This is a genomic window from Ruegeria sp. YTSC192, from assembly GCF_059609705.1.
The window spans coordinates 236,251-261,327 of sequence record NZ_JBXWMG010000004.1 but is presented as its reverse complement, the minus strand read 5'-3'; the positions used below and the strand labels follow the sequence as shown (position 1 = coordinate 261,327).

18 protein-coding genes are annotated in these 25,077 nt (G+C 59.7%); 11 read left to right on the top strand and 7 right to left on the bottom strand.

Features of this window, described 5'->3' with window-relative positions:
• Nucleotides 1–348 precede the first annotated feature (348 nt).
• From AC2FD8_RS08340 to AC2FD8_RS08330, 3 genes are read left to right on the top strand one after another with little or no spacing between them, the layout of a single operon-like run.
• Nucleotides 349–4,086 carry a beta strand repeat-containing protein gene (locus AC2FD8_RS08340; RefSeq protein WP_496854989.1) on the top strand — a complete coding sequence of 1,246 codons (3,738 nt, stop codon included), beginning with the start codon at nucleotides 349–351 and terminating at the stop codon, nucleotides 4,084–4,086.
• Nucleotides 4,087–5,898 (top strand): type I secretion system permease/ATPase, encoded by a 1,812-nt coding sequence (locus tag AC2FD8_RS08335; RefSeq protein WP_496854991.1) that lies wholly within the window; start codon nucleotides 4,087–4,089, stop codon nucleotides 5,896–5,898. It abuts the gene before it with no gap.
• Nucleotides 5,895–7,265, top strand: coding sequence for an HlyD family type I secretion periplasmic adaptor subunit (locus AC2FD8_RS08330; RefSeq protein ID WP_496854992.1), 1,371 nt, complete (start codon nucleotides 5,895–5,897; stop codon nucleotides 7,263–7,265). The genes AC2FD8_RS08335 and AC2FD8_RS08330 overlap by 4 nt, the downstream gene beginning before the upstream one ends.
• Nucleotides 7,266–7,345: 80 nt before the next feature.
• Here AC2FD8_RS08330 and AC2FD8_RS08325 read toward each other — a convergent pair whose 3' ends face one another.
• A complete protein-coding gene (locus AC2FD8_RS08325) occupies nucleotides 7,346–7,963 on the bottom strand; it encodes a TetR/AcrR family transcriptional regulator (RefSeq protein WP_496854994.1) in 618 nt (205 codons plus the stop codon).
• A gap of 147 nt (nucleotides 7,964–8,110) precedes the next feature.
• Between AC2FD8_RS08325 and AC2FD8_RS08320 the strand changes: the two genes are divergently transcribed.
• From AC2FD8_RS08320 to AC2FD8_RS08305, 4 genes are all read left to right on the top strand, one after another.
• Nucleotides 8,111–9,040, top strand: a complete 930-nt coding sequence (locus tag AC2FD8_RS08320; RefSeq protein ID WP_496854995.1) for an AEC family transporter — start codon at nucleotides 8,111–8,113, stop codon at nucleotides 9,038–9,040.
• Nucleotides 9,041–9,143: 103 nt separating this feature from the next.
• On the top strand, nucleotides 9,144–9,977 hold the full coding sequence (gene fghA, locus AC2FD8_RS08315; protein ID WP_496854997.1) for an S-formylglutathione hydrolase: 834 nt from the start codon (nucleotides 9,144–9,146) through the stop codon (nucleotides 9,975–9,977).
• 3 nt (nucleotides 9,978–9,980) lie between these two features.
• Nucleotides 9,981–11,438: a Si-specific NAD(P)(+) transhydrogenase gene (sthA, locus tag AC2FD8_RS08310; RefSeq protein WP_496854999.1), complete on the top strand. Its 1,458-nt coding sequence runs from the start codon at nucleotides 9,981–9,983 to the stop codon at nucleotides 11,436–11,438.
• Nucleotides 11,435–11,890 (top strand): YaiI/YqxD family protein, encoded by a 456-nt coding sequence (locus AC2FD8_RS08305; protein ID WP_496855001.1) that lies wholly within the window; start codon nucleotides 11,435–11,437, stop codon nucleotides 11,888–11,890. The genes sthA and AC2FD8_RS08305 overlap by 4 nt, the downstream gene beginning before the upstream one ends.
• Nucleotides 11,891–11,974: 84 nt before the next feature.
• Here the strand turns inward: AC2FD8_RS08305 and AC2FD8_RS08300 are convergent, their stop codons facing one another.
• The gene (locus tag AC2FD8_RS08300) at nucleotides 11,975–13,216 is read right to left on the bottom strand and encodes an MFS transporter (protein WP_496855002.1); all 1,242 of its coding nucleotides are present in this window, start codon (nucleotides 13,214–13,216) and stop codon (nucleotides 11,975–11,977) included.
• A gap of 149 nt (nucleotides 13,217–13,365) precedes the next feature.
• Between AC2FD8_RS08300 and zapE the strand changes: the two genes are divergently transcribed.
• Nucleotides 13,366–14,424 (top strand): cell division protein ZapE, encoded by a 1,059-nt coding sequence (gene zapE, locus AC2FD8_RS08295; RefSeq protein ID WP_496855004.1) that lies wholly within the window; start codon nucleotides 13,366–13,368, stop codon nucleotides 14,422–14,424.
• 75 nt (nucleotides 14,425–14,499) lie between these two features.
• On the opposite strand, the gene AC2FD8_RS08290 is transcribed toward zapE, so the two are convergent.
• The 4 genes from AC2FD8_RS08290 to AC2FD8_RS08275 are packed head-to-tail and all read right to left on the bottom strand — an operon-like array spanning nucleotide 14,500 to nucleotide 20,748.
• On the bottom strand, nucleotides 14,500–15,774 hold the full coding sequence (locus AC2FD8_RS08290; protein ID WP_496855006.1) for a bifunctional folylpolyglutamate synthase/dihydrofolate synthase: 1,275 nt from the start codon (nucleotides 15,772–15,774) through the stop codon (nucleotides 14,500–14,502).
• Nucleotides 15,774–16,697 (bottom strand): acetyl-CoA carboxylase, carboxyltransferase subunit beta, encoded by a 924-nt coding sequence (accD, locus tag AC2FD8_RS08285; protein ID WP_496855008.1) that lies wholly within the window; start codon nucleotides 16,695–16,697, stop codon nucleotides 15,774–15,776. Before accD ends, AC2FD8_RS08290 begins: the two co-directional genes overlap by 1 nt.
• Nucleotides 16,698–16,757: 60 nt before the next feature.
• The gene (locus AC2FD8_RS08280; protein WP_496855010.1) at nucleotides 16,758–17,648 is read right to left on the bottom strand and encodes a CPBP family intramembrane glutamic endopeptidase; all 891 of its coding nucleotides are present in this window, start codon (nucleotides 17,646–17,648) and stop codon (nucleotides 16,758–16,760) included.
• Nucleotides 17,641–20,748 carry an ABC transporter transmembrane domain-containing protein gene (locus tag AC2FD8_RS08275; protein ID WP_496855012.1) on the bottom strand — a complete coding sequence of 1,036 codons (3,108 nt, stop codon included), beginning with the start codon at nucleotides 20,746–20,748 and terminating at the stop codon, nucleotides 17,641–17,643. The genes AC2FD8_RS08280 and AC2FD8_RS08275 overlap by 8 nt, the downstream gene beginning before the upstream one ends.
• Before the next feature lie 204 nt (nucleotides 20,749–20,952).
• On the opposite strand from AC2FD8_RS08275, the gene AC2FD8_RS08270 reads away from it, so the two are divergent.
• The 3 genes from AC2FD8_RS08270 (at nucleotide 20,953) to AC2FD8_RS08260 (ending at nucleotide 23,689) form a co-directional block, all read left to right on the top strand.
• Nucleotides 20,953–21,714 carry a DUF6478 family protein gene (locus tag AC2FD8_RS08270; RefSeq protein ID WP_496855014.1) on the top strand — a complete coding sequence of 254 codons (762 nt, stop codon included), beginning with the start codon at nucleotides 20,953–20,955 and terminating at the stop codon, nucleotides 21,712–21,714.
• 11 nt (nucleotides 21,715–21,725) lie between these two features.
• On the top strand, nucleotides 21,726–22,085 hold the full coding sequence (locus tag AC2FD8_RS08265) for a hypothetical protein (protein WP_496855016.1): 360 nt from the start codon (nucleotides 21,726–21,728) through the stop codon (nucleotides 22,083–22,085).
• A gap of 77 nt (nucleotides 22,086–22,162) precedes the next feature.
• Nucleotides 22,163–23,689, top strand: a complete 1,527-nt coding sequence (locus tag AC2FD8_RS08260; protein ID WP_496855018.1) for an MFS transporter — start codon at nucleotides 22,163–22,165, stop codon at nucleotides 23,687–23,689.
• Between the two features lie 47 nt (nucleotides 23,690–23,736).
• Here AC2FD8_RS08260 and AC2FD8_RS08255 read toward each other — a convergent pair whose 3' ends face one another.
• Nucleotides 23,737–25,074, bottom strand: coding sequence for a S41 family peptidase (locus AC2FD8_RS08255; protein WP_496855020.1), 1,338 nt, complete (start codon nucleotides 25,072–25,074; stop codon nucleotides 23,737–23,739).
• Nucleotides 25,075–25,077 lie beyond the last annotated feature (3 nt).

Sequence of the window (25,077 nt, the reverse complement as noted above, 5' to 3'; positions counted from 1 at the left end):
TTCAAACAATCAAATAGGTCAAGGTACCTGTGACACTACGCGCTGCCCCTTTGTTTCAGAAGCCCGGACAGCGATCTGAGGTGAATTTGACCCCCACAATTCGTCACAAATAGGTGAAACTTCGTCATCAAATAGGTGAGCGACCCGCGTTTTCCCATCGCATCGCCGTTTGAATCAAGGCTGCGGCCCGCGAAGACTTCACGAAATCCGTGACTATTCGCGCTGGTTATACCCCCGATTTGGACCATGAATTTCCGCTGACCTCGGGCCAGGCCTACTGATTTGATGCGTCGGTTGCCCGATCGAACGGGCCACCTGCACCACGCAACAAACCAGACGGAGTGACCCATGCTGTCCCAATTCGTAGAAAGCCTGCGCGCCCGTCTCTTGACCACGTCAACACTGGCGCAAGAGACCACACGTGACGGCCAAACCCTTTTCAACAACTTTTTCCAGAACACGATCGTGGATGACACGCCCGCCTTTGTTCTGGCCAATGACTTTTCCCGCCTGCTGAACTTTGGCGAGATCGTCACCAATAACGCCGTCGCCGCCGTTCAGGCCCAGGGCGAGGATGTCGACGTGTTCAATTTCCGCTCGGGCGTGATCGAGGCGAATAACGGCCCCGATGCACTGGCGACCGGCGTTCAAGTCACCGGCAGCGCCGCCGTGCGCAATTTTGGTGAAATATCGGGCGACTTCAACGGGGTTCAATTTGCAGGACCCGACAGCTCGGGCGGCCTGGACAATTTCCGGGGTGGCGTGATCTCATCCGACAGCCGCGCCGTGGATATTCAGGGCCAGGGCATCGATGTGCGCAACTTCGGCGACATCCTTGGCACCGCAGATCAGCGCAACGGCACGATCTACACCAACAGCACCGCCGAGGATATCTCGATCTCGAACTTCACGGGGGGAACTGTGGATGCCGGTGAAGGCAATCAGGGTGCCGGTATCTCGCTTCAGGTCGGGGATGAGGTCGGTGACCGTGTGGAAACCGATATCTTCAACGGCTTTGGCGGCACCATTCAGGGCCGTGGTCAGGCGGCGTCGAACACCGGTCTGGCCGGTGACGGTATCCGGATCAACAACGGTGTCGAGGGCACGATCCTCGAGACCGAGATCCTCAACAGCGGGCTGATCACATCGGAAAGCACGCAAGGCACGGCAGCCGGTATCCGCATTGCGGACGGTGCAAGCGCCGAGGGCGAGATCCTGAACACCTCGACCGGGGTGATCGAGGGTGCTGCAAATGGCCTCTATATCGGTCAGGGCGCGCATGATCTGGATGTTCTGAACTTCGGCACGATCCAGTCCGACAGCCGCGCGGTGAATATCGACGGCACAGGTGTGAACCTTGTGAACGGCGGCGATATTCTTGGCACGGACAGCCAGCGCAACGGCACCGTTTATGCCGACGGCACTGCGGATGATTTCGCCGTCAATAACCTGGTCACCGGCACGATCGACGCGGGCGAAGGCAATGAAGGGTCGGGCTTTGGCGTTGAAATCGGCGGGGCAGCGGATGGCGCATCCTCGTTCACGCTGGACAATGCGGGCACCATTCAGGGTCGCGGCAATGCGGCGGCGGGCTCGAACGCGGCAGGCGACGGTATCCGGGTCGGTAATGTGGGCAACATCGGCGTCACCGATGCGGTCATCAACAACTCGGGCATTATCGACTCCGAGGGCGCAAATGGCACCGTTGCGGGTGTGCGTTTCGTCAACGGTGTGTCCTTCCAGGGCGAGTTCAACAACGCGGGCCAGATTTCGGGCGTTCAAAACGGTGTCTATTTCGGCAATCCGGTCGCCGGTGAGGGTGCGGATCACACCGGCGGTGTGTTCAACAACCTCGAAAGCGGGGTGATCTTGTCCGACAGCCGCGCGTTCAATATCGACGGCATCGGGTTGGAAGTGAACAACGCCGGTGAGATCGTTGGCACCGACAGCCAGCGCAACGGCACTGTCTACGCTGATGGTACGGCGCAAGACTTCACCTTCAACAACAAGGAAACCGGCCTCGTCGATGCAGGTGAAGGCAACGAAGGTTCGGGCTTTGGCGCCGAAATCGCGGGCGAGAACGCGTTCACGCTGAACAATGACGGCCTGATCCAGGGTCGCGGCAACGCGGCGGCGGGCACCAATGCCGCGGGCGACGGAATCCGCATCGGCAATGTCGGCAACGCGGGTACGTTCAGCGGCTCCATCACCAACACAGGCACCGTCCTGTCGGAAGGTGCAAACGGAACCGTCGGCGCGTTCCGCGCGGTGAACAACGTCAACTTCCAGGGCCAGTTGGTCAACGAAGAAGACGGCGTATTTGCGGGTGTGCAAAACGGTGTCTACTTTGGGACCGGCGATCACACCGGTGGCTCGTTTGTGAACCGTGGAACCGTCACGTCGGATAGCCGTGCGGTGAATATCGACGGCGAGGGGCTTGAGGTCGTCAACGAAGGCGAAATCCTCGGCACCGGCAACCAGCGCAATGGCACCGTCTATGCCGATGGCACTGCCGATAACTACACCTTCAACAACACCGGTCTGGTTGATGCGGGTCTGGGCAACAACGGCTCGGCCGTGTCGCTGCAAACCGGTGATGTCAAAGGCGATATCGTGTCGGCGGCGATTCTGAACGAAGGCACCCTGCAGGGTCGTGGCGACGCGGTTGAGGGCAATCAGGTCGGCGATGGCTTGCGCTTGTTCACCAGCCAGTCCGAGGCCGGATTTGCCGGAGTGGTCGTCAACGAGGGCCTGATCGCAGGGTCCGAGACCTCGGACGCAGCCGCAGGTATCCGCGTGGACGGTGGCCTGAACCTTCTGGGGGCGATCCTGAACGAAGGTGAGATCCGCGGAACTGTCAATGCGATTGACGCCTCGGATGCGGGCGACGTGACCATCGTCAATGACGACGAAGGCGTGATCAATGGCAATGTCCTGCTGGGCGCTGGCGATGACATCTTTGTCGATCTGGGAACCACCAATGGCAATATCGATGGTGGCGCCGGTGACGACGTTCTGATCGCTGGCGATGCAGACAATGTGCTGACCGGTGGTCTGGGCAATGACTTCATCGATGGTGGCGACGGCATCGACACGGCCGACTTCTCGGATCTGGATGTCGCGGTCGAGGTGCGACTGGGCGCCAATGGCAATGGTACGGCAACCCGCGATACGGGCTTCAATGTCTCGGTCAAGGACGCCGTGGTCTCTGCCCCCGGTCAGTTCGGAGCGAACATCGCCAATGGTGCGGCTTTTGTGGAACAGGCGCTTCAGGGCAACCTGTACTACAACATCCACACATCAGACTTCCCGGGTGGTGAAATCCGCGGGCAGCTGCTGGTGGACAGTGTCGAGACCGAGCATGGCATCCGCACCGTCACTCTGAGCGGCGGTCTGGACGCGGCGCAGGAACCCGGGCCGACCTCGGACAGCGAAGCCACTGGCGACGCGACTGTGGTCATCACCCAGAACCTGCACACGGGCGAGGTGACCTATTCCAGCGAACTGAGCGTTGTGGGCCTGAACGAGGCCGACCTGAACACGCCGATCCCGGGTGTTGTCTCGGCCATCCATCTGCACAATGCGCCGGCTGGCGCAAATGGTCCGGTGGTACAGGACACGCTGGTGGATGCGGGTGCCACGCTGGATGTGAATGCCACAAGCGGCACGGGTGTCATCGGTCAGGACGTCATCGACAACCAGATCGAGGTCGATGTTCTGCAGTCGATCGAGAATGTCATCGGGTCCGACGATGGTGACATCCTCATCGGCAGCGATCTGGACAACAAAATCAGCGGTGGCGACGGCGATGACCTGATCTCGGGTGAGGGTGGCGATGACATCCTGATCGGCGGTGCAGGTGCGGACACCTTCACCTTCGGCGCGAACTTCGGAAACGACGTGATCCAGGACTTCGAAGTCGGCCTCGACCAGCTCCAGTTCGGCGATTTCGGTCCCGACTTCGGCGGTGCAGTCAACGTCGCTCAGGATGGCAACGACACCGTGATCTCGTTCGGGACCGAAGGCTCGGTGCGTCTGGCGGGCGTAAACACCACCGACCTGACCGAAGACGACTTCGTCGCTTAATTGAAAACGGACGGGGCGGCTCAGGCTGCCCCGTTTGCCAAACCGGAAAAGGGCAAGACGATGTTTCAGAAATCCAACCCCGTACAAACCGCATGGGCCTCGTTGCGCAAAGGGTTTGTTGCCGTCGCTTTCTTCAGCCTGTTTCTCAACCTGCTGATGCTGGCCGGGCCGCTTTACATGCTACAGGTCTATGACCGGGTCCTGACCAGCCAGAATGTCGACACGCTGATCGCGCTGACCCTTCTGCTGGGTGGCGTCTTTGTCGTGATCGCCTGTCTCGACCTGATGCGGATGCGTATCCTTGGCCGCCTGGCCGCCCGGTTCGAGATGTCCGTCGGCGCGCCTGTTCTGGGGGCCGCCATGCGCCGCCGAGTTCAGGGCGAGGCGCAGAGCGCCGAGAATCTGGTCGACGATGTCAACGGGTTTCGCGAGTTCATCTCGGGCTCGACCCTGACCGCCTTTTTCGATGCACCATGGATCCCAATTTACCTGCTGGTCCTCTATGTCCTGCATCCGTTGTTGGGCCTGCTGGGACTGGCCGGAGCCGTCACCCTGACCGTCATGGCGCTGATCAACAACGCCCGTGCGCAGAAACCGATGCGAAACGCCGCCGAGGCCCGAGGGCGCTCGGACGCGCTGTTCAAGACCTCGGATCGCAATGCCGAACTTGTCCACGCGCTGGGCATGAAATCCGACCTGGTGCGCCGCTGGACCGCCCTGCAAATCGACGCACACGCGCACAAAACACGCGCCGCCGACCGTATCGCTGGCTTTTCGGTCCTGTCCAAGACCATCCGCATGGGCCTGCAATCGGCTATTCTGGGCCTGGGCGCCGCCCTTGCCATTACCGGCGAATCCACTGCAGGCGTCATGATCGCCGCGACCATCGTGTTGGCGCGCGCGCTGGCACCAATTGATCAGCTCATCGGTCAATGGCGTGGCTTTCTGGCCGCGCGCGGTTCCTACGCCAAGATCAAGGCACTGACCGACGAGTTCGCCGAAGACGCCCCCAATCTGCACCTGCCACGCGCCTTCAAGACGCTGGACGCCAAAATCGCTCAGGCCGGGCCGCCGCGCGCAATCAATGCTACCATTCGGGGTATCGACTTCGATTTGGCCGCAGGCGACGTTCTGGCCGTCATAGGCCACAGCGGCTCCGGCAAGACAACGCTGGGCAAGATGCTGGCCGGGATCTGGCACCCGCAACGGGGCGAAGTTTTGCTGGACGGCAGCCCAATGTCGAAATGGAACGCCGAGGATCTGGGCAAACAGATCGGCTACCTGCCGCAGGATGTCGAGCTGTTCGACGGCACGATCCGCGAAAACATCGCCCGTTTCTCGGTCGCCATCGACGACGCCGAGGTGTTCCGCGTCGCGCAGGAGGCTGGCATTCACGAGATGATCAGCGCCCTGCCCGACGGCTATGAAACGCGCATCGGTCAGGGGTTCTTTCTGTCCGGCGGTCAGCGGCAGCGTCTGGCCCTGGCCCGCGCGCTCTATGGTGACCCGTTTGTGCTGGTACTGGATGAGCCGAACTCGGATCTGGATGCCGAAGGTGAACAGGCCTTGCGCGATGCCATTCTGGCCACTCAGGCTCGTGGGTCCATCGCCATTGTCATGACGCATCGCCCCGCAACCTTGCAGGCCGCCAACAAGGTCATGGTCATGCGCAACGGATCCCAGACCCAGTTTGGCGACAAGGATGACGTGCTGAAAGTCAATCGCCGGAATGTTCTGGACAGCTCGGGCAAGGGCACTCGCCCGACCCCTCAGCCCGTCCCGGAAACGCAAATCACAGGAGCAGCCCAATGACACAGATTGTCCCGCACAACCCCTCTCGCAATGCGGTGTCGCTGAATGAGGCAGAGTTCATCGACATCTCGGACGCCTCCCCCCGTATCGGACGCTATGTCTGGGTCGGCGTGATCACCCTGATGGCCTTTGTCGGAGGCAGCGCCTACTGGGCTTTCGCTTCGAAACTGGACGGGGCGGTGGTTGCCCCTGCCTCATTCGTGGTCGAAGGCGATCGCAAAACGGTCGAGCATCTGGACGGCGGCATCATCCGCGACATCCTGATTGCCGACGGAGATTTTGTTCAGGCCGGGCAGCCCCTGATCCGGCTGGACAGCACCGACATCGACGTCGACCTGAACGTGCTGGGCAGTCAGTTGGGTGAGCTTTCGGTACGCCGCGCACGCCTTCTGGCACAGATGAGCGGTCAGGACCGGTTTGATGAGGCCTCGGCCATGACCGGTTTCCAGACAGGCATGAATCGGCTGCACTGGGCGTCAGCCTATCTGACGCAGAAGCAGCTGTTTGACGCCGAAGCCCGCGCCCGCCAAACAGAAACCCGGATCAACGAACAACGGATCTCGGGCCTGAAGGATGAGGCGCAGGGGCTGGCCGAACAGCGTGTCAGAACCCAAAACCAGATCGAGATCACTTTGACCGAGTTGGACAATCTGCAAACCCTGCTCGAAAAAGGGCTGGTGGCGGCCACCCGCGTCAGCTCACGCCAGATTGAGCTGCAGCGGCTCTACGGCATCGATGCCGCGTTGCGCACGCAGATCGCGCAGTCGGAAAATCAGGTCAGAGAACTGGAACTGACGCTGATCAGCCAGCAAAAACTACGCGACGAGGTAATCGCGGGCGAGCTGGCGGTCGTCGAAGCGCAGCTTGATCTGGTGCGCCCGCAATATGCAGGCTCCGCCGAGCGCCGCAAGCGGATCGAACTGTTGGCCCCGACCAGCGGTCGGGTGGTCAACCTGGCGGCCTCGACCACGGGCGGCGTCATTCGTCCGGGTGAACACATCATGGACATTGTCCCGGCGGGTCAGGCGCTGATCGTCGAGGCGCGGGTCAAGACCGGTGACATCGACAAGCTGCGCATCGGCCAGTCCACCCGCATCCGTCTGTCAGCTTTTGCACAAGCAGACGTCCCCGAAGCCAGCGGCAAGATTTTCGACATCTCGGCCGACGCCCTGGAAGACGAACGCACGGGCGAGCCCTACTACAAAGCGCGGGTCAAACTGGACGCACAGCAACCCGAGGCGGTGGCCGCGTTGGATCTGGTGCCGGGCATGCCAGCTGATCTGTTCGTCAATACCGGCGAACGGGCCGTTATCGCCTATCTGTCACAACCCATCAGTGACCGATTGGCCAAAACCTTTATCGAGTGAGTGAGTGGGTACCCGTTAACGAGTTGTATTTTAACCAGTGGGAATGGTCTGCAGATGTGGCTGCAGACCATTTCACTTTGTCAAACGCCGTAGCGGGCCATGAACATGTCGACAGCTTGCAGGGCAACCTCGTCTATCTCCGCCTGGGAGAACTCTTCCTGGATGCCAAAGGCGGCGCGCAGCCATAGGCGCACTTTGCACAGCTCAGAGAATTGTTCTGCTGCGATCGTCACGTCCTCGATCACCAATTCGCCCTTGGCGACGGCCTTTTCCAGATACTCGACCATTTTGCGCTGACCGTTCTGAGGCCCGGCTTCGTAAAAGACCCGTCCAAGTTCCGGGAACCGATCCCGTTCAGCCACGCAAACACGGAAAATCTGGCGGTTGAAATCCGATACGAAAAAGCTGACCAACTGCGTCGCGGTAATCGTCAGAACCTCGCGCACGGGTTTGGTTTCGTCGATCATCGAGATCACACGCTCGGCCATGCGGCTGCATTCGGTCTGCGCGACCTCGATAAACAGAAGACGCTTGTCGGGGAAATAGCTGTACAGCGTCGCTTTTGAGACACCCGCCGCCCGCGCGATGTCGTCCACGCTGGCCCCTTCGAACCCATCCGCGAGAAATACTTCTCGGGCCCCGCGCAGAACCTGGTCGAATTTTCGGCCGGTGCGCAGGATGGTGGCGGACTGGGTCATGATGGTTCCTTTGTCGGGTTATGGACCGAATTTATAAACCGATCTGTTCAGACACAAGGATTCTCGGCGTTTTCTGACGGGCCTTTGAACAAAACACCGTTCGATCCGTGGCTTGAAGGCCGCGCAATCCATGTTAGGAGGGTACCCATGGTCGAGATTTTTCTGCGCACCCTCCCCTTTTTCGTGATCATCGGCCTGGGTTACTGGGCCGGGCGCACGCGGTTCTTCACACAAGAAGCCACCGCCTATCTGACAAAATTCGTCTTTTTCTTCGCCCTGTCGGCCATGTTGTTCCGCTTTGCCGCCACCCTGCCCTTTGCCGAGATCTTCAATGGGCGGCTGATCATTGGCTATCTGATCGGCACTCTAGCGGTCTATGTTCTGGCGTCGCTGGTGGCGTGGATAAGGGGCCTCGACATCCCGACCGCCGCGGTTGAGGCCCAATGCGCCGCCATCGGCAATGTCGGGTTTCTTGGTCTACCCATGCTGGCCCTGTTGCTGTCCGAGGCTGCAATCGGGCCTGTCATGCTGATCCTTGCGGTGGACCTGGTGGTGTTTTCCTCGCTCATCGTAATCCTGATCAATGGCGGCCGGGACGGAAAGCTAACGGTCAAAACGCTGCGCCTGATCGGGGTTGGGTTGCTCAGGAACCCGATGATCGTGTCGATCTCGGCCGGATTGATCTGGTCGGCGCTGCAGATCCCGGTCCCCGGTCCGATGAATGACTTCCTGACCATTCTGGGCGGAGCGGCAACGCCCGGAGCACTGTTCGCCATCGGTGCTTCGCTGGCCGGAAAATCAGCCGAGCGGATCGAAATCGCGGGCTGGCTGAGCTTTTGCAAGTTGGTCATCCACCCCGCCTGTGTCGCCGTCGCCCTGTTGTGGCTGGTGCCTGTCGATACATTTTCGGCCACTGTTGCAATTGCCGCCGCCGCACTACCGGTGGCGGGCAATGTCTACATGCTGGCGGCACATTATGGGGTCGCGCCGCATCGGGCCTCGGCTGCTATCCTGCTTTCCACCGCCGCAAGCATTCTGACGGTTCCGTTGATCATCGGCTGGCTTGCCGCGCTCTGAGTGTGAATCCCACCAAAAAGTCGGGCGCTTGGTGACCACGCACTTTACGCCGCGCCCGTGGGGCGTTAGCCATATCGCAACCCTAGATCAAGGACCCAACCAGATGGAAACTCTTTCGGAAAATGCCTGTTTCGGTGGTGTGCAAGGTGTCTACCGCCATGCCTCGACCGCCTGCCAATGCGATATGACCTTTGGCCTGTTTCTGCCCGCAGAGGCCAAGGACGGCCCCGTTCCGGTTTTGTGGTACCTGTCCGGCCTGACCTGCACCCATGAAAACGCGATGACCAAGGCCGGCGCGCAGGCCTGGGCCGCCGAACAGGGCATCGCCATCGTGTTCCCCGACACGTCGCCCCGCGGCGAAGGTGTCGCCGATCATGACGACTATGATCTGGGTCAGGGCGCGGGTTTCTACGTCAACGCAACGCAAACCCCTTGGGCCCCACATTTCAACATGTGGGACTATGTGGCCGAGGAACTGCCCGCGCTGATCGCCGAGAATTTTGCCATCGACATGGACCGTCAGGCCATCACCGGCCATTCGATGGGCGGCCATGGTGCGCTGACACTGGCGATGAACCTGTCGGGACGCTATCGCTCGGTCTCGGCCTTCGCACCGATTTCGAACCCGACCGGTGCAGATTGGGGACGCAAACAGCTGAGCGCCTATCTGGGCGAGGATGAGGCCGTTTGGGCCAAGCATGACGCCTCGCTGCTGATGAAAGAGGTCGGGTTTGACGGCCCTGTCCTGATCGACACCGGCGCCAGCGACCAGTTCATCGACCTGTTGCGCCCCGAAGCATTGGCATCAGCTATCGCCGCGCGCCGCCAGCAGGCGACCTATCGTTTGCAACCGGGCTATGACCATTCCTATTTCTTTGTGTCCACCTTCATGGAAGACCACATCACCTTCCACGCCGAAGCACTATACGGGGACTGAGGCATGAGCAAATATGACTATGACCTGATCATCATCGGGTCTGGCCCCTCGGGCCGGTCGGCGGCAATTCAGGCGGGCAAATTGAAGCGGCGGGTGCTGGTGATCGACCGGCACGATCGTTTCGGAGGCGTATCCGTGCATACCGGCACGATCCCGTCCAAAACCCTGCGTGAAACCGTGCTGAACCTTTCGGGCTGGCGCGAGCGCAGCTTTTACGGCCGCTCTTACCGGGTCAAGGAGCAGATCCGCGCCGAAGATCTGAAGGCCCGGCTGCACATGACACTCGACCACGAAGTTGACGTGCTGGAGCATCAGTTCAACCGAAATCACGTGGATACTCTGAACGGGCTGGCTTCGTTCACTGGCCCGCATGAGATCGAAGTGGCGACGGATAGCGGTGAGAAAACCCGCCTGACGGCCGCGAAGTTCCTGATTGCGACCGGAACCAAGACCTACCGCCCGGACTATGTGCCTTTCAACGGCAAAACCATTGTGGATGGCGACGAGTTCCTTGAAATGGCCGAGATCCCTCGGTCTTTGGTCGTCATCGGTGCCGGGGTGATCGGTGTTGAATACGCCACCATGTTTTCGGCTTTGGATGTCCGCGTCACCTTGATCGAGCCGCGCGACACCTTCCTGGATTTCATCGACAAGCGCCTGATCCACGATTTCACCCATCAAATCCGCGAAAACGGCGTCGACCTGCGGTTGGGATCTGCGGTCGAAAAGATCGAAGATGCGGGGGATCACGTCGAGGTCACCCTTGAGAACGGCCGTCACGTCCGGGCCGAGATGCTGTTATTTGCCGCCGGTCGGATGGGCGCGACCTCGACGCTGAATCTGAAGGCTGTGGGCGTGGAAACCGATCACCGCAACCGGATCAGCGTGGATCGCAAGACCTACCAGACCGAAGTGCCGCATGTTTACGCTACGGGAGACGTGATCGGGCACCCTTCGCTGGCCTCGACCTCTCTGCAACAGGGGCGCGTGGCAGCTTGTCATGCGCTTGAAACCCCGACCCTGCCGGAAAGCCCCTGGTATCCGTATGGCATCTATTCCGTTCCCGAAATCTCGACCTGCGGCATGTCCGAGGAAGAATTGCAGGAGCGCGATATCCCCTATGAAGTCGGCGTGGCGCGATTCCGCGAAACCTCGCGCGGGCATATCATGGGGTTGGAACATGGCATGTTGAAAATGCTGTTTTCCTTGAAAACCCGCCGGGTGCTTGGTGTGCAGATCGTGGGCGAAGGCGCGACGGAACTGATCCATATCGCGCAGGCCGTGCTGAACCTGAAAGGCACCGTGGACTATTTCGTGCAGAACACGTTCAACTATCCGACGCTGGCCGAGGCCTATAAGATCGCCGGTCTTGATGCGTTCAACCGGATGCCGATCCCCGAGGAGTTCAAGGTCAAGAAAAAGCCCGTTGAACCCGCCAAGAAAGAGGCCAAGAAGGCGTGACAACGCTCTATGTCGATGGGGACGCCTGCCCGGTCAAAGCCGAGGCCGAGCGGGTCGCGACCCGACACAAAGTGCCCATGGCGCTGGTGTCGAATGGCGGGTTGCGGCCATCGGCAAACCCTCTGGTGCAGGTCGTCATTGTGGCCGAGGGTGCGGATGAGGCGGACAAATGGATCGCCGAGCGCTGCGGTTCCGGCGATGTCGTGGTCACCTCGGACATCCCGCTGGCGGCCAAATGTGTCGAGGCCGGTGCCCGCGTAATGCGGCCCAATGGCGAGTCTTTCACAGCCGCCAATATCGGCCAGCAACTGGCGATGCGCGACCTGATGGCGGATTTGCGCGCGGCCAACCCTCTGGGTGCTGGAGGTGGCGGCAAACCGTTTGGCAAGGCCGATCGCTCGCGGTTTCTGGATGCGCTGGAACGGGAATTGCGAGCGGCACAACGCGGCTGACCCTCCCGCCAGTTAAGGACGCATCAAGGATGCGCCCTCGCCTGTTGGGCCAGGCAGCGCGTGCCGCGCTGCGGGTGCGCTCTGCTATGCGGCGGCGGGTGTTGGGCTTCGGTTCTCGCGAATGGGCAGGTGGACAATCGCGCTGAACGCGCCCACGGCGATCCCGATCCACCACACCATCGTATAGTCGCCATAGATGTCATACATGCGACCGCCCAGCCAAACGCCGAGGAACCCTCCGATCTGGTGGCTGAGGAAGATGAAGCCATATAGCGTACCCATATAGCGCAGGCCATAGAGATGCGCGACGAGGCCCGAGGTCAGCGGAACGGTTGCCAGCCAAAGGGACCCCATGACAATCGAGAAGACGACAACAGACATAGGTGTGATCGGCATGAGGATGAAGACCGTAGCCGCCACAGTGCGCGCGGTGTAAATCGCGGCCAGCAGGTATTTCTTGGGGAAGTGGTTCCCGGCCCAGCCAGCCAACAGAGTGCCACCGATATTCGCCAGACCAACCAACGAAATCGCCACAGCACCAAGGGCCGATGTCGTTGTGATCCCGAGGGAATGCAGGACACCACCGGGTTGGATCGGACCGCACATCTCGGTCACGAAGGCCGGGAAATGGGCCGTTATGAAGGCCAGCTGATAGCCGCAGCTGAAAAAGCCCAGGAAAATCAGCGCATAAGACGGATCTCGGAAAGCGCGACCGAGAATCTGGCTCATGCTCTCTTCCAACTCGGCCTTGCTGACCGGTTGCGGCGCACGCATGAAGGGCAGCGTCAGCACAAGCGCGAGGACAGCAGCCGCGAAAACAACGAAAACCTGTTGCCAGGGCAGAAAGCTGAGCAACCATTCCGCCGTAGGGGCACCGATCACCTGACCAAAGCTGCCCGCAGCCGTAACGATCGCCAGCGACATTGAGCGGTTTTTATCGGATGAGGCCCGCCCGACCACCGCCAGAACCACTCCGAAGCCAGTGCCCGCGATGCCGAAACCGACCAGCCAGGCGTACATCTGGTGGCCGAATGGCGTGACGGACCACGCGGACAGCACCATGCCCGCCGCGTAGGTCAACGCGCCCAGAATGATTGCTTTGCGGTCTCCGACTTTCTCGGCGATGGCGGCAAAGATCGGTTGACCAATGCCCCAGGCCAGATTCTGGATCGCAATTGCCAGTGAGAAATCCGTTCTCAGCCAGCCGAACTCGGTTGCGATCGGGATCTGGAACACCCCGAACGAAGCGCGCACCGCGAAACTGACTGTAATGATGATACAGCCCACGATCAAAATCGGATTCAGAAGACGAGCGGTGTGTGGCATGGGACTCTCAAACAAACAAGTTTTGCGACGCTACTGTTTTTCTTCGGCCCGTCAATTCAGTAGATTTGCGGTTCGACATAAGGAAAATTGATGCATGCCTGAAAATGTCCGCTTTTCAACGCGTAGTGCGGGCGCTATGGCTCAAACCCATGACGGATCTGATTTCGCTGTATAATGAACGTATCCTTGATGGAACCCTGACGCGGGATGACGCGCAGGAAGCTGTGCTGCCGCATTTCGAACGCATCAGGGCTGAACTGAGCGCACCGGTAAAGCGGGGTTTGTTCCGCAAGGCTCCTCCGCCGCCGAAGGGATTGTACCTGTGGGGCGGCGTTGGGCGTGGGAAATCCATGCTGATGGATATGTTCGTGGATGCGTTGGCGGACATTCCCGCACGTCGGGTGCATTTTCACGCGTTCATGCAGGAAATCCATGCAGGCATGCACAAGGCACGCAAGGACGGCGTCGAAGATGCGCTGGCCCCGGTCGCGCAGGAGGTGGTGAAATCCGTCAAGCTGCTGGCGTTTGACGAAATGCAGATCACCGATATCACCGACGCCATGATCGTCGGGCGCCTGTTCGATTTGCTGCATGCGGGGGGCGTGGTCATTGTCACAACCTCGAACCGGCATCCGGACGATCTGTACAAGGACGGTTTGAACCGACAGCTGTTTTTACCCTTCATCGCCCATATCAAAGAACAGCTTCAGGTGTGGGAGCTGGTCTCGCCGACTGATCACCGCCAAAACCGTCTTGAAGGCGCGCCCGTCTATTTCTCGCCAATCGGGCCAGAAGCGCGAGAGAAGATACGCGCCGTGTGGGAGGATTTGTCCGGAGGCAGCGCCGAGCCATTGGTCCTGCAGGTCAAAGGCCGCGCTGTTGAGCTGCCCGCCTTTCGCAACGGGATTGCACGGGCTTCGTTCTATGATCTGTGCGGACGGATGTTGGGGCCTGGGGACTATCTGGCCATCGCCGAAACGGTCAAGGCTCTCGTGTTGGAGGATATTCCCCGTCTGTCACGCAACAACTTCAATGAAGCCAAACGTTTCGTGACGTTGATCGACGCGCTGTATGAGGCGAAAGTTCGGTTGATCTGTTCTGCAGCGGCCGAGCCCGAGATGCTGTATGTCGAGGGCGAAGGCACGTTTGAGTTTGAGCGCACCGCGTCTCGGTTGCGGGAAATGCAGGATCAGGATTGGGGGAAATAGGGGGCTCTGCCCCCGCCGCGCTTTGCGCGGCTCCCCCGAGGTATTTTTAGCCAGATGAAGCCCTGCGGGCGGATTTTAACCATTTTCGCGCAGGATATTGCCCGCAAGGTAGAGCGATCCGCAGATCAGGATGCGCGCCTGCGGGTCTTTGGCGACGATTGTATCGAGCGCCTCGGCCACGCTGTTTGCGGTTGATGCGGGCAGATTGACCTTGGCAGCGGCAGCGGCTGTTTCTTCGGCGCTGAGGGTTGCGGCCTCGCCCGGGATGGAAACGGCGGTCAGGCTTTGGACCTGCTTGGCAAGCGGCGCAAGGTAGCCTGTCACGTCTTTGGTGTTCAGCATACCGCAGATCATGTGGGTCGGGCGTTCTGGCAGATTTGACAACACCTCGGCCAAAGCGATCCCGGCTGCGGCGTTGTGCCCTCCGTCCAGCCAAAGCTCGGCCTGCCCTGCGGCTTGCACAAGCGGGCCGGTTTTGAGGCGTTGCATCCGTGCGGGCCATTCGGCCTTGGTCACGGCGGCCTCATAGGCGGCATCGCCAAGGTTGAGGTGGCGCAGAACAGCCAGGGCCGCGCCTGCGTTCTGGATTTGGTGGGCACCCAAGAGGTTAGGCAGAGGCAGGTCACGCAGGCCGGTTTCGTCCTGATAGATCAGGCGGCCGTTTTCTTTGGTGACGTGCCAGTGCTGGCCATAAGCAATGAGAGGCGCGCCGAGGCGTGCGGCGGTCTGTTCAATCACCTCCATCGCCTCATCAGATTGCGGGCCGACGATGCACGGCACACCGCGTTTGATGATACCGGCTTTTTCACCGGCGATTTTGGCCAGTGTATTGCCCAGAAACTGCTCATGGTCGATCGAGATCGGGGTGATCACTGTCACGGCGGGTTGTTCGATCACATTGGTGGCGTCCAGACGCCCGCCGAGTCCGACCTCAAGCAGGGTATAGTCCGCTTTGGCCCGTGCAAAGGCCAGCAGGGCCGCGCAGGTCGTGATCTCGAAATAGGTGATGTTCTCGCCGCCATTGGCTGCGTAGCACTCATCAAGTACGGCTGTCAGGTCGGGTTCCGAGATCAACTCTCCGGCCAGACGGATGCGCTCATGGAACCGGGCAAGATGCGGTGAGGTATAGGCGTGGGCCAACAGCCCTGCCCCCTCAAGCCCGGCTCGGATCATCGCTTGGGTCGAGCCTTTGCCGTTGGTTCCAGCGATATGGATCACTGGCGGCAGCTTGTCTTGCGGGTTGTCCAACGCACCCAGCAAACGCCAGACGCGATCCAAGGTCAGATCGATGATCTTGGGGTGCAGCGCCATCATCCGGTCGAGGATGGCGTCAGATGTCCGAGCGGTCATTACTGATCCGTATCATCTTCAGCAGGCGCGGCCTCTTCGGGTTCAGGCGCAGGCAAATCGCCCTTGATCGCCGGCGGCTGGTTCATCAGCATGCGCGTGATGGTGATCAGCTCTTCACGCAGTTCGGTCCGTTTGGTCACACGGTCGAGCATACCGTGATCCAGCAGATATTCGGCGCGCTGGAACCCTTCGGGCAGTTTTTCACGAATGGTCTGTTCGATCACGCGCGGCCCTGCAAAGCAGATCAACGCGTTGGGTTCCGAGATATGCACATCGCCCAGCATCGCATAAGACGCGGTCACGCCACCGGTGGTCGGGTGGGTCAGAACCACGATATAAGGCAGGTTTGCCTCTTTCAGCATCTCAACGGCCACGGTCGTGCGCGGCATCTGCATCAGACTGAGGATGCCTTCCTGCATCCGGGCACCGCCTGCGGCCGAGAACAGGATCAGCGGACGCTTCAGCTTCACAGCCTCTTGCGCGGCTGCGATGATCGCGTTGCCGACATACATGCCCATCGACCCACCCATGAACGAGAAATCCTGCGCCGCCGCAACGATCGGAGTACGTCCGATTTCGCCGGTGGCGACCAGCATGGCTTCCTTCTCGCCGGTTTTCTTCTGGGCCGCCTTCATGCGATCGGGGTATTTCTTCTGATCGCGGAACTGCAGCGGGTCATCTTTTGGCGCGGGCACAGCAACTTCGGTGAAAATCCCACCATCGAACAGGTGGCCAAACCGGTCGCGCGGCGTGATTGCCATGTGGTGACCGCACTGGGTGCAGACGTTCTGGTTTTCGGCCAATTCGCGATGGAACAGCATCGTCCCGCATTCACCGCATTTATGCCACAGATTTTCTGGCACTTCTCGGCGCGAGAAGATCGAGTTGATCCGGGGGCGGACGTAGTTTGTGATCCAGTTCATATCAGAGCCTTGGATTGTGCGGCGTTGACGTCAAATAAGACGCTACGGAAAGAAATGCAATCAGCGCCTGATGGCAAGACGTGCTGTCAGCCAGCAAATGATCATCGAGCCGAAATCCACCCACAGCCACTGCCGCAGCACTCCACCGTCCGACATATCATAGGGCAGCAGAAACAGGGCCAGCCCGCTAAGCGTATCGGGCAGCGAGATAATCAGAAGAGAGATCACATTATTGAAGAAATGCAAGGCGATAGCCGGGCCCAATGTGCCGGACCTGGCCGTCAGGTCAGCTGCCAGAACGCCGAACACGCAGGACCAGACCGCCACCAGCAGCGCGTTCTCGCCAGCGATCCCCGGCGCATAGTGGCCTGCCGCAAACAAGGCCGAAGGTACCCCCACCCAGATCAGTGGCGATTGAAACCGCGCAGCCAGAGATTGCTGCAGGTAGCCACGAAACAGAATCTCTTCGGCACTGGTCTGAATCAGGACCGCGCCCGCCGCAAAAGGCAACAGCACAATCCACGTCGACAGCGCCAGATTTTGGGTCAGCGGGTCCCCCATGCCGTAAGGCGGCAGGACCGCGAGCGCCAGACCAAGGATTACCAGCGCCACCAGCACCCGCGTGAATTGACGGATCGCCAGACGACGCTCTCCGATTACCGCCCCGAGCGATCTGTTCTGCATCTGTTTTGCCGCAACAGCGACGCCAATCGTCAGAAATCCGAAGCTGGCCAGCAGGACAAACGTTGCGAGGGCGGACGTGCCGCGCAAAAATCCTTCGGCTTGCGAGGGCGGGATGAAGGCTCCGATCACCGCAAAAAGAACGGAGTTCAAAGCCAGGTAGAGCGCGCAAACGATCACCAGCCCGACCAGCAACCGCCACAGATCAGGGCGCGCCCGAGCGTCGCGCACAAGATGTTCATGCGCGGAATAGGCCGCGGGTTCATTCATCTCGCTGGGCCTCATCTGAAACGGTTTCCTGCACCGCATCCGGAAAGACATCTGCAGGGTTGGTCGCCGTGTTGACCCGCGTCGCAACCGTGTTCAGGTATCCCGCAACAGTCTTTAACAATTGCGTCGCAACCGAGGCATCGCTTTCGATCACGGCGCGCAATTCCTCAGCCCCGATGCGCAGAAAGGCGCAATCGGTTTTGGCGACAAGGTCCAGTTGCCGCCGATCACCAGTTATGATCGACAGATCGCCGATCAGACGGCCCGGTTCGACGATCGAAATGGAGCGTTTGTTGCCATCATCATCCGACCAGTCCAGCCGGGCCTGGCCGCGAATGCACAGATAGGCCGCATCCGCCGTCTGCCCCCGCGAAAAGATCACCTGCCCCGCTGCAACCTCATACCATTGCGCCGAGAACGCCAGCAGCCGTTGGTTCCGCGCGTCGATACCCGAGAAAAGCTCGGTCGCCGAGATGATCTCGAGCTTTCTGCTGAGGTCGGCGGTGACCCCCTCCTGATGCAGGACAGGTGTGCGCGAAACACCGTCGATGCGGCCATCCTTGATCTCGACAAACAGGTCATAGGCTTCGGGATGGGCAAAGTGATCTTCCATGAAGATCATGATCGACTCGGGCAGCAATTCCCGCAGGCGCAGCCGGGTGCGCAGGCGGCTTTCCGAATCGTGGCTGGCCAGCGCCTTGTCGAGGATCAGAATATCGGGCCGCTTGATCCCTGCGCGCGAGAACGACGCGCGTTCCTGGAACACGGTAGGCAGGTTGTTCCCCCCCAAGCCCGAGGGCAGGTCGAACATGGTCGCCGCAGCCCGACGACGCAGCCCGGCCTCATTCACAGCCTGCGCCACCAGGTCCTCGATCTCTTCGGCGTGGGCACCCGCCATGAGGGAAACGCGCCCATAAAGGATGTTCTCGATAACGGTCAGGCGCGGGAAATAGGCGTCTGGCGACAGTGGAACGAACATCCCATCCAACGCCTCATGCATGGGGACGGATTGCTGTTTTCGGATCGCAAGGATCTTGTCTTTGTATTCGTCCGGGAAGTCAGGACCAATCTGTTCGGCCGTCAACAGGAACGGCACCGTCAGCATCAACGCACAATCTGAATCCGAAACCGCATCGCCTCCTTTGGTTTTCAGGCGACCCTTGATGTCCAAAAGCCGGTGATACATGTCCTTGGACATGCCAAGTCGAAGGAACAGCGGGTGATCGGTGCCATCGCGTCCAAAGGCCCTGTCCAGCGTCTCGATCACGGCGCTGGCCATGTTCATTGCTTCTTCGGCCAGATCATTGCTGCGCAACATGTTGCGGAATCTCTGATCACCGGCGAGCGACTCGGGCGTGATATCCCGCGCGGGCGTCGCAAACAGCAAATTGCCGCCCAAAGGCACTGCCGGATTGAATTGATCAGGGTCGAACCGATAGACATAGCGGTCCAGTCCCTTGTCCTGCAATTTCCGTGCCACTGTCTGGCGCAGTTTGACAAGCTCTTGCGCCAGACCCGGATGCAGTTTGGGATCGAACTGTGTGCGCAGGGTGCGCCTCAACATGAATTCGTCAATACCCATCGCCTCGACCAGCTGGAACCACCAGGCGCGGATATCGTCGATATCGTCCAGTCCGGCCAACCCCGGATCGACCCATTCAACCTCAAGCGAATCCACCGGGTTGCCAGAGCGGACGGCCTCGATCTCACGACGGGTCGGGACCTTTCTGGCTTCATCTTCGTGCTTGGGATACGACCGTAGTGGCATCAACAAATTGTCGCCCAGCGTCCCGTCAAACAGATATGGCCGCGAATACGCATACCCGATCCGGGCAGCAATAACGGCCTGATGCAGTTCATTCAGATTGTGCCCGGCCAGCAGAACATCCCCCTGAACAGGCACCACCTCGCGCGTCAGAAGCTGCGCCAGAGCGGTGCGTTCGGCCGCGTTGGTCGATTGAACCGCCACCCGCGCGCCATTGGGAATTTTCAGGTCGATATCTTCCAGAATGGTCTTGCCGTCATCATCGCGCACGGTGACATTGCGCAGCTCGATATCGCCGTTGAGGCGCGGGATGACCTCGGGCCGGCCCTCGAACAGATGTTCGGGGATCATGTTGGACGGGGCAAAGCGTTCGGTCACGATCTCCCAGCGCAGCGACATGTCCTGCACCTGATTGTAGTAGGTCAGCAAATCCTTCCACGGGCCGCTGAGATCCTTGTACGCCCCCAAGGCGGCGACCAGAGCGCCCACCGTCACCTCACCCGTGATCGCCAGATACCCGCCGACCGAGTAGAACAGGAACGGGGTCATCTGAGTGATCAGATTATTGAGGAACTTCATGAAGAACTTTTTGTTGTAGATCTTGAAACGGATCTCGAACAGATTCCCCAGACGATAGCTGAACTGCGCCAACCGATAACGCCAGCCGCCATTGGTGCGCAGATCACTGATCCCCGCAGCGCTTTCACCGATTTCCGAGCTCAGCTGGCGAACCTCTTGAATACGGTCTTTGTTCAACAGGTTGATCTGGCGCTGCAGTTTCGGGATCAGCCACGCCTGCAACGGGATCAGGGCGATACTGGCCAGCCCGAACCAGACGCTCTGCATGAACAGGAAGGTGACAATGGTCATCATCTGACCGAACTGGAACACCGGCTGGGCAATGGCGTCGCCCATCAGACCGCCCATCGGCTCGGCCTCGGAGGTGATCATCGATACCAGCTCACCCTGGCTGGTGGTGGCAAAATACGATTTTGGAAAGCGCATCGACCGGTTGATCAGCGTAAACCGCAGGCGGCGCAGCATCCGCTCGGCCAAAACGCCCTTCATCGTATTGATACGCATCTTCATCAGGCCGCTGGCGATCACCGTCGCCAGAAAGGCAAAACACAGGATCAACAGATACTGAATCTGCGTGACGGTTATCCCCCAGATCGTGACCGTTTCCGCGGGCGCACCGATGGCGTCGTTGATGATCTGCTTGGGCAACTCAAGCGAGATATAGAGGAAGGGAAACGAAAGGACCGTCAGAAACAACAACACAAACTGTTGTTTTTTTGAATGTTTCCAGATGAACGAAAACAGGGTGGGTTCCATGTCCGGGCCTTGTCGAAAGAAAAAATGATGCGTGGCGTGGTTGCTGGCGACCCGCTTTTTCAAGAGGCCCGACCCTAAGCACAGACCCGATGTAATGCAAGAACCGACGGTGCACAGGTCCATCGAAAACCGACAGACCCAAATTCCGGGTTTGTCCCCCGCCCGGTCCTTGACTAAAGAGGTCCTACGTCGGACGAAGGGACCATGGGCAGGATTCTCGAACGCTATTTTCACCGCAGGGTTTTGGACCGGTGGCGCAGGGCCGCGCAGATGGCGGCTGATGCCCCTCAGGCCGAACTGCGACGCCAGCGCGACAGCGCCCGCGCGCTGCAATCGCAGCTCAGGCAACTGATCTATACGGCGGATATGCGGCTGAGTGATCCTCAGATCGGGTCGACCCAGTTTCCCAAGCCGATCGGCACCGATTGGAGTTGGCGCCCCGATCTGTGGCGCTGGCCTCTTGCGACACGCGGTCTGGCCTCACCCCCGCGCAAGGCGTTCCTAAATGATCAGGTGCAGGTGTTTCACGACTGCCCGCAGGCCGAGATCGCCCTGCGCCAGAACCGCAACCGGCTGTCCAGTGATTTGGCCCCTTTCAATTTGGGCGTCGAGGTTTTTGGCTTCGATGGCAGCTTTCTGTCGCTGTCGATCCAACTGCCCAGTGACGCCTCTCAGGGCCTGAGCCTGCAGCACCTTATCCGTCTGGACACGCAGGTTGACACCGAACAGGAGATCGACCTCTTTGCCCGGCTCAACATCCTCAGTGGTCCAAACACCGAACAGGTATTGCGCAAGCTTGATCTGACTGGTCCGTCGCCTAGCGTCGATTTCGATCTGGCCCATCTACCACTGAACGAAAAACGGATCGAGAAGGTCTGGTTGGATCTGATCCTAGAAAACCCCGGCATGAATTGCGTCACTCTGCGTGATTTGACCTTGTGCCGCCACCATCGCGCTGATTTGTGAGGTCCTAGGGAATGACTGAGCCACTATTGACCCGGACCCGGTTTGAAAACGGCATTTGGCAAGGGCATCTGCGCGCGCAAACCCAGCCGGATATTCAGGTGCTGTACCGTGGCGAAGACGTCGATGGCGTTACCCTCTCGGATGTCGGGGACGGTTGGACCGTGACCATCCCGGTGCCGATCGCGGCGCTGTCGGACGGGGTCCACAGCTTTGTCATATCCGAGCGCACAACAACCCGGAAACTAGGTGATTTCGCGGTGATATCAGGCGAGCCTGCCGCCGATGATCTGCGTACCGAGGTCGAGTTGCTGCGCGCTGAGCTTGACATGCTCAAGCGGGCTTTTCGCAGAATTTGCCAGGACCCGAGCTGAGCCGCTACCCGGGTTTTCCTATCTTTTTCGCCATTTACATGCATCATTGAGGCAGCCGCAACATTCCGGAAGCCGCCATGGATCGCAATAGTATCATCAAAGTTATTGCCTTGATGGTGACCGCTTTTGGCATCGGCATCGACTTTACCGGGGCCCTGATGCTGGTTCCGTCCATCGAAAGCAGCTTTGACAGCGATATCACCAGTACCCAATGGGTGTTGAACATTTACGCGCTGTTTTTCGCCATGACCATGGTCGCCGGAGGGCGTTTGGGCGACATGTACGGCCACCGCAAGGTGATGATCATCGGCTTGTCGATCTTTCTGTTCGCTTCGGTGATGTGCTTCTTCGCCCCAGGCCTGGATTTTCTGATCGGCGCGCGCGCTTTGCAAGGCATTGGCGCTGGATGCGTCTGGCCCTGCACCTTGGCCTTTGGGGCTACCAAAGTCTCGAAACAGGAACACCGCGCACTTGTCATGGGGTTGATCCTGGCGGGCGTGACCACGGGCAATGTGTTTGGCCCCATGATCAGCGGGCTGGCCGTCAGTTTTGGCGAATGGCGGTATTTTTTCCTTGCCAACGTCGTGTTCTCCTGCATCTCGATGGCGACCGCGCTGATTTTGATGGAGCGGGAGACCAAGCACAACAAGGGCGAACATATCGACTTTGCCGGAATGGGCATTTTGTCCTTTGCCGTTCTTCTTCTGCTCTATGGGCTGGATGTGGGGGCTGATTGGGGCTGGTCGTCGATCCCGCTTTTGCTGCTGTTCTTTGTCAGCGCAGTTCTGTTCCTGCTGTTTCCGCGCGTTGAAAAGCGGGTGAAAGAGCCGCTCCTGCTGCCGCAGTTGATGCAGAACCGAGAGTTCCTGATCACGCTTGGCCTGAATATGTTCAACGTCTCAGCCGCCTTCGTCGCGTTGTTGTACTTTCCGCAATACATGCAAAAGGTGCTGGGCTGGTCGACTTTCCAATCGGCGCTTGGGCTTGCCCCTCTGACCATCCTGCTTGCAGTGGGGTCGGTCGTCTCTGGCACACTCTACAATGATTTCGGACCCAAGCGGCTGCTGTTTTGGGGCTATGTTCTGGCAACTATCGGATCGGCCAGCATCGTGATCCTGCCCAGCAGTTTGGGCTATCTCCACATCCTGCCGGGCATGGCGATGATCGGGTTGGGTGCGACCCTGACGGTCGGGCCATCCGGAACCGCTGCGGTCTGCGCGGTCAAACCCGAACGCGCCGGGCTGGTGGGCGGCCTCAGCTTCATGACGCATTTGGTCTATGGGGCCATCTCGGTCGCCTGCGCGACGGCCATCATGTATGCGGTGTCATTGTCCACCCTGCGGGACAAGCTTGCCGCCGCTGGCATCAATCTGACCGACGCCGAGCAACGGGCGATCAACGGAGGCTCCCTCAACACGGAATCAGCGCATGCGGTGATGGCAAAGTTGAACGCGGATCAGGTCGAGGCGGTCAAATCCGCCCTCACGGCCGCCTTTGACAGCGGCATGAGCATGGCCTTCATCTTTGCCACGATCTCGGTCTCTGTGGGTATTCTTCTGGCGCTGATGCTGGACGAAAGCAAATTGCACAAGATCGAAAGTTGAAAGGGCCGCGACTTGCGCGACCCTTTGGATTTTATTGCGACTCGATTTTACTGAGACGGGCCGTCAGGATTGAAGGCCGACAGACCTTTTAGGATGTCGATGGCATATGCCAGCTGATAATCCTCTTCCCGCAGCTCGGCCGTGGCTTCGGCCTTGGCGCGATCTTCTTCGATTTGGCGGATTTCATCCTCGCTGAGGCTGTCATTGTTCAGACTGCCGCGCAGATCCGCCTCAGAACGTGCCGGGCGATCATCCTCTTCTTCGGTCGCTGGAGCCGGGCGCGGTTGTTCCACGATGATGTCCGGACTGACACCCAACGCCTGGATCGAGCGGCCAGACGGCGTGTAGTAACGCGATGTGGTCAGACGCATCGCCCCGTCACCACGCAGCGGCATCACCGTCTGGACCGAGCCCTTGCCAAAACTCTTGGTACCGACAACAATCGCACGACGGTGGTCCTGCAGTGCACCGGCCACGATTTCCGAGGCCGAGGCCGAACCGCCATTGATCAGCACCACAATCGGCTTGCCTTCAGCCAGATCACCCAAGGTCGCGTTGAACCGCTCGCCGTCCTGCGGGTCACGTCCACGGGTCGAGACGATCTCACCTTCGTTCAGGAACGCGTCCGAGACCTTGATCGCCTGTGTCAGCAGGCCGCCGGGGTTGTTGCGCAGGTCAAGCACAAAGCCGTTGACCTTGTCGATCCCGCCCGCTTCCTCGATCTGCTCTTCCATTCCGGCCTGCAGGTTCGGGAAGGTCTGATCGTTGAAGGTGGTCACACGCATGACAACGCTGGTGCCTTCGGTCCGGGCGCGTACGGCGGTCAGTTTGATTGTATCGCGAATGATGGTGACATCGAACGGATCGGGCTCACCCTCACGCACAACTGTGATCACGATTTCCGAGCCGACAGGGCCGCGCATCAGTTCAACCGCCTTATCCAGCGTTAGGCCCAGAATGCTCTCGCCATCCACATGGGTGATGAAATCTCCGGCCTCGATCCCGGCCTCATCGGCGGGCGTGTCGTCGATCGGAGAGACGACTTTGACAAAGCCTTCCTCTTGCGTGACCTCGATGCCCAGCCCGCCAAACTCACCCCGGGTCTGGACACGCATCTGTTCGGCGTCGTCAGGCGAAAGATAGCTGGAATGCGGATCAAGCGAGGTCAGCATGCCGTCAATCGCAGCCTCGATCAGCTCTTCCGGCTCGACCTCTTCGACATATTGCGCGCGAATCCGTTCGAAAATGTCACCGAACAGATCAAGTTGCTGGTAGACATCGGCCTTGCTCTCGGCCTCCTGCGCCAGCAGGGGTCCTGCGATCTGAGTGGTCGCAATAATACCTGCAACCGTTCCGGCCAGTCCGGCCATCACAAATTTCTTCATACT

Coding starts and splice junctions, on each gene's coding strand:
- AC2FD8_RS08330 (WP_496854992.1), top strand. CDS start 5,895: ATGACACAGATTGTCCCGCACAACCCCTCTCGCAATGCGGTGTCGCTG.
- AC2FD8_RS08260 (WP_496855018.1), top strand. CDS start 22,163: ATGGATCGCAATAGTATCATCAAAGTTATTGCCTTGATGGTGACCGCT.
- AC2FD8_RS08340 (WP_496854989.1), top strand. CDS start 349: ATGCTGTCCCAATTCGTAGAAAGCCTGCGCGCCCGTCTCTTGACCACG.
- zapE (WP_496855004.1), top strand. CDS start 13,366: ATGACGGATCTGATTTCGCTGTATAATGAACGTATCCTTGATGGAACC.
- AC2FD8_RS08255 (WP_496855020.1), bottom strand. CDS start 25,074: ATGAAGAAATTTGTGATGGCCGGACTGGCCGGAACGGTTGCAGGTATT.
- AC2FD8_RS08300 (WP_496855002.1), bottom strand. CDS start 13,216: ATGCCACACACCGCTCGTCTTCTGAATCCGATTTTGATCGTGGGCTGT.
- AC2FD8_RS08325 (WP_496854994.1), bottom strand. CDS start 7,963: ATGACCCAGTCCGCCACCATCCTGCGCACCGGCCGAAAATTCGACCAG.
- AC2FD8_RS08270 (WP_496855014.1), top strand. CDS start 20,953: ATGGGCAGGATTCTCGAACGCTATTTTCACCGCAGGGTTTTGGACCGG.
- AC2FD8_RS08320 (WP_496854995.1), top strand. CDS start 8,111: ATGGTCGAGATTTTTCTGCGCACCCTCCCCTTTTTCGTGATCATCGGC.
- AC2FD8_RS08290 (WP_496855006.1), bottom strand. CDS start 15,774: ATGACCGCTCGGACATCTGACGCCATCCTCGACCGGATGATGGCGCTG.
- AC2FD8_RS08275 (WP_496855012.1), bottom strand. CDS start 20,748: ATGGAACCCACCCTGTTTTCGTTCATCTGGAAACATTCAAAAAAACAA.
- accD (WP_496855008.1), bottom strand. CDS start 16,697: ATGAACTGGATCACAAACTACGTCCGCCCCCGGATCAACTCGATCTTC.
- fghA (WP_496854997.1), top strand. CDS start 9,144: ATGGAAACTCTTTCGGAAAATGCCTGTTTCGGTGGTGTGCAAGGTGTC.
- sthA (WP_496854999.1), top strand. CDS start 9,981: ATGAGCAAATATGACTATGACCTGATCATCATCGGGTCTGGCCCCTCG.
- AC2FD8_RS08265 (WP_496855016.1), top strand. CDS start 21,726: ATGACTGAGCCACTATTGACCCGGACCCGGTTTGAAAACGGCATTTGG.
- AC2FD8_RS08280 (WP_496855010.1), bottom strand. CDS start 17,648: ATGAATGAACCCGCGGCCTATTCCGCGCATGAACATCTTGTGCGCGAC.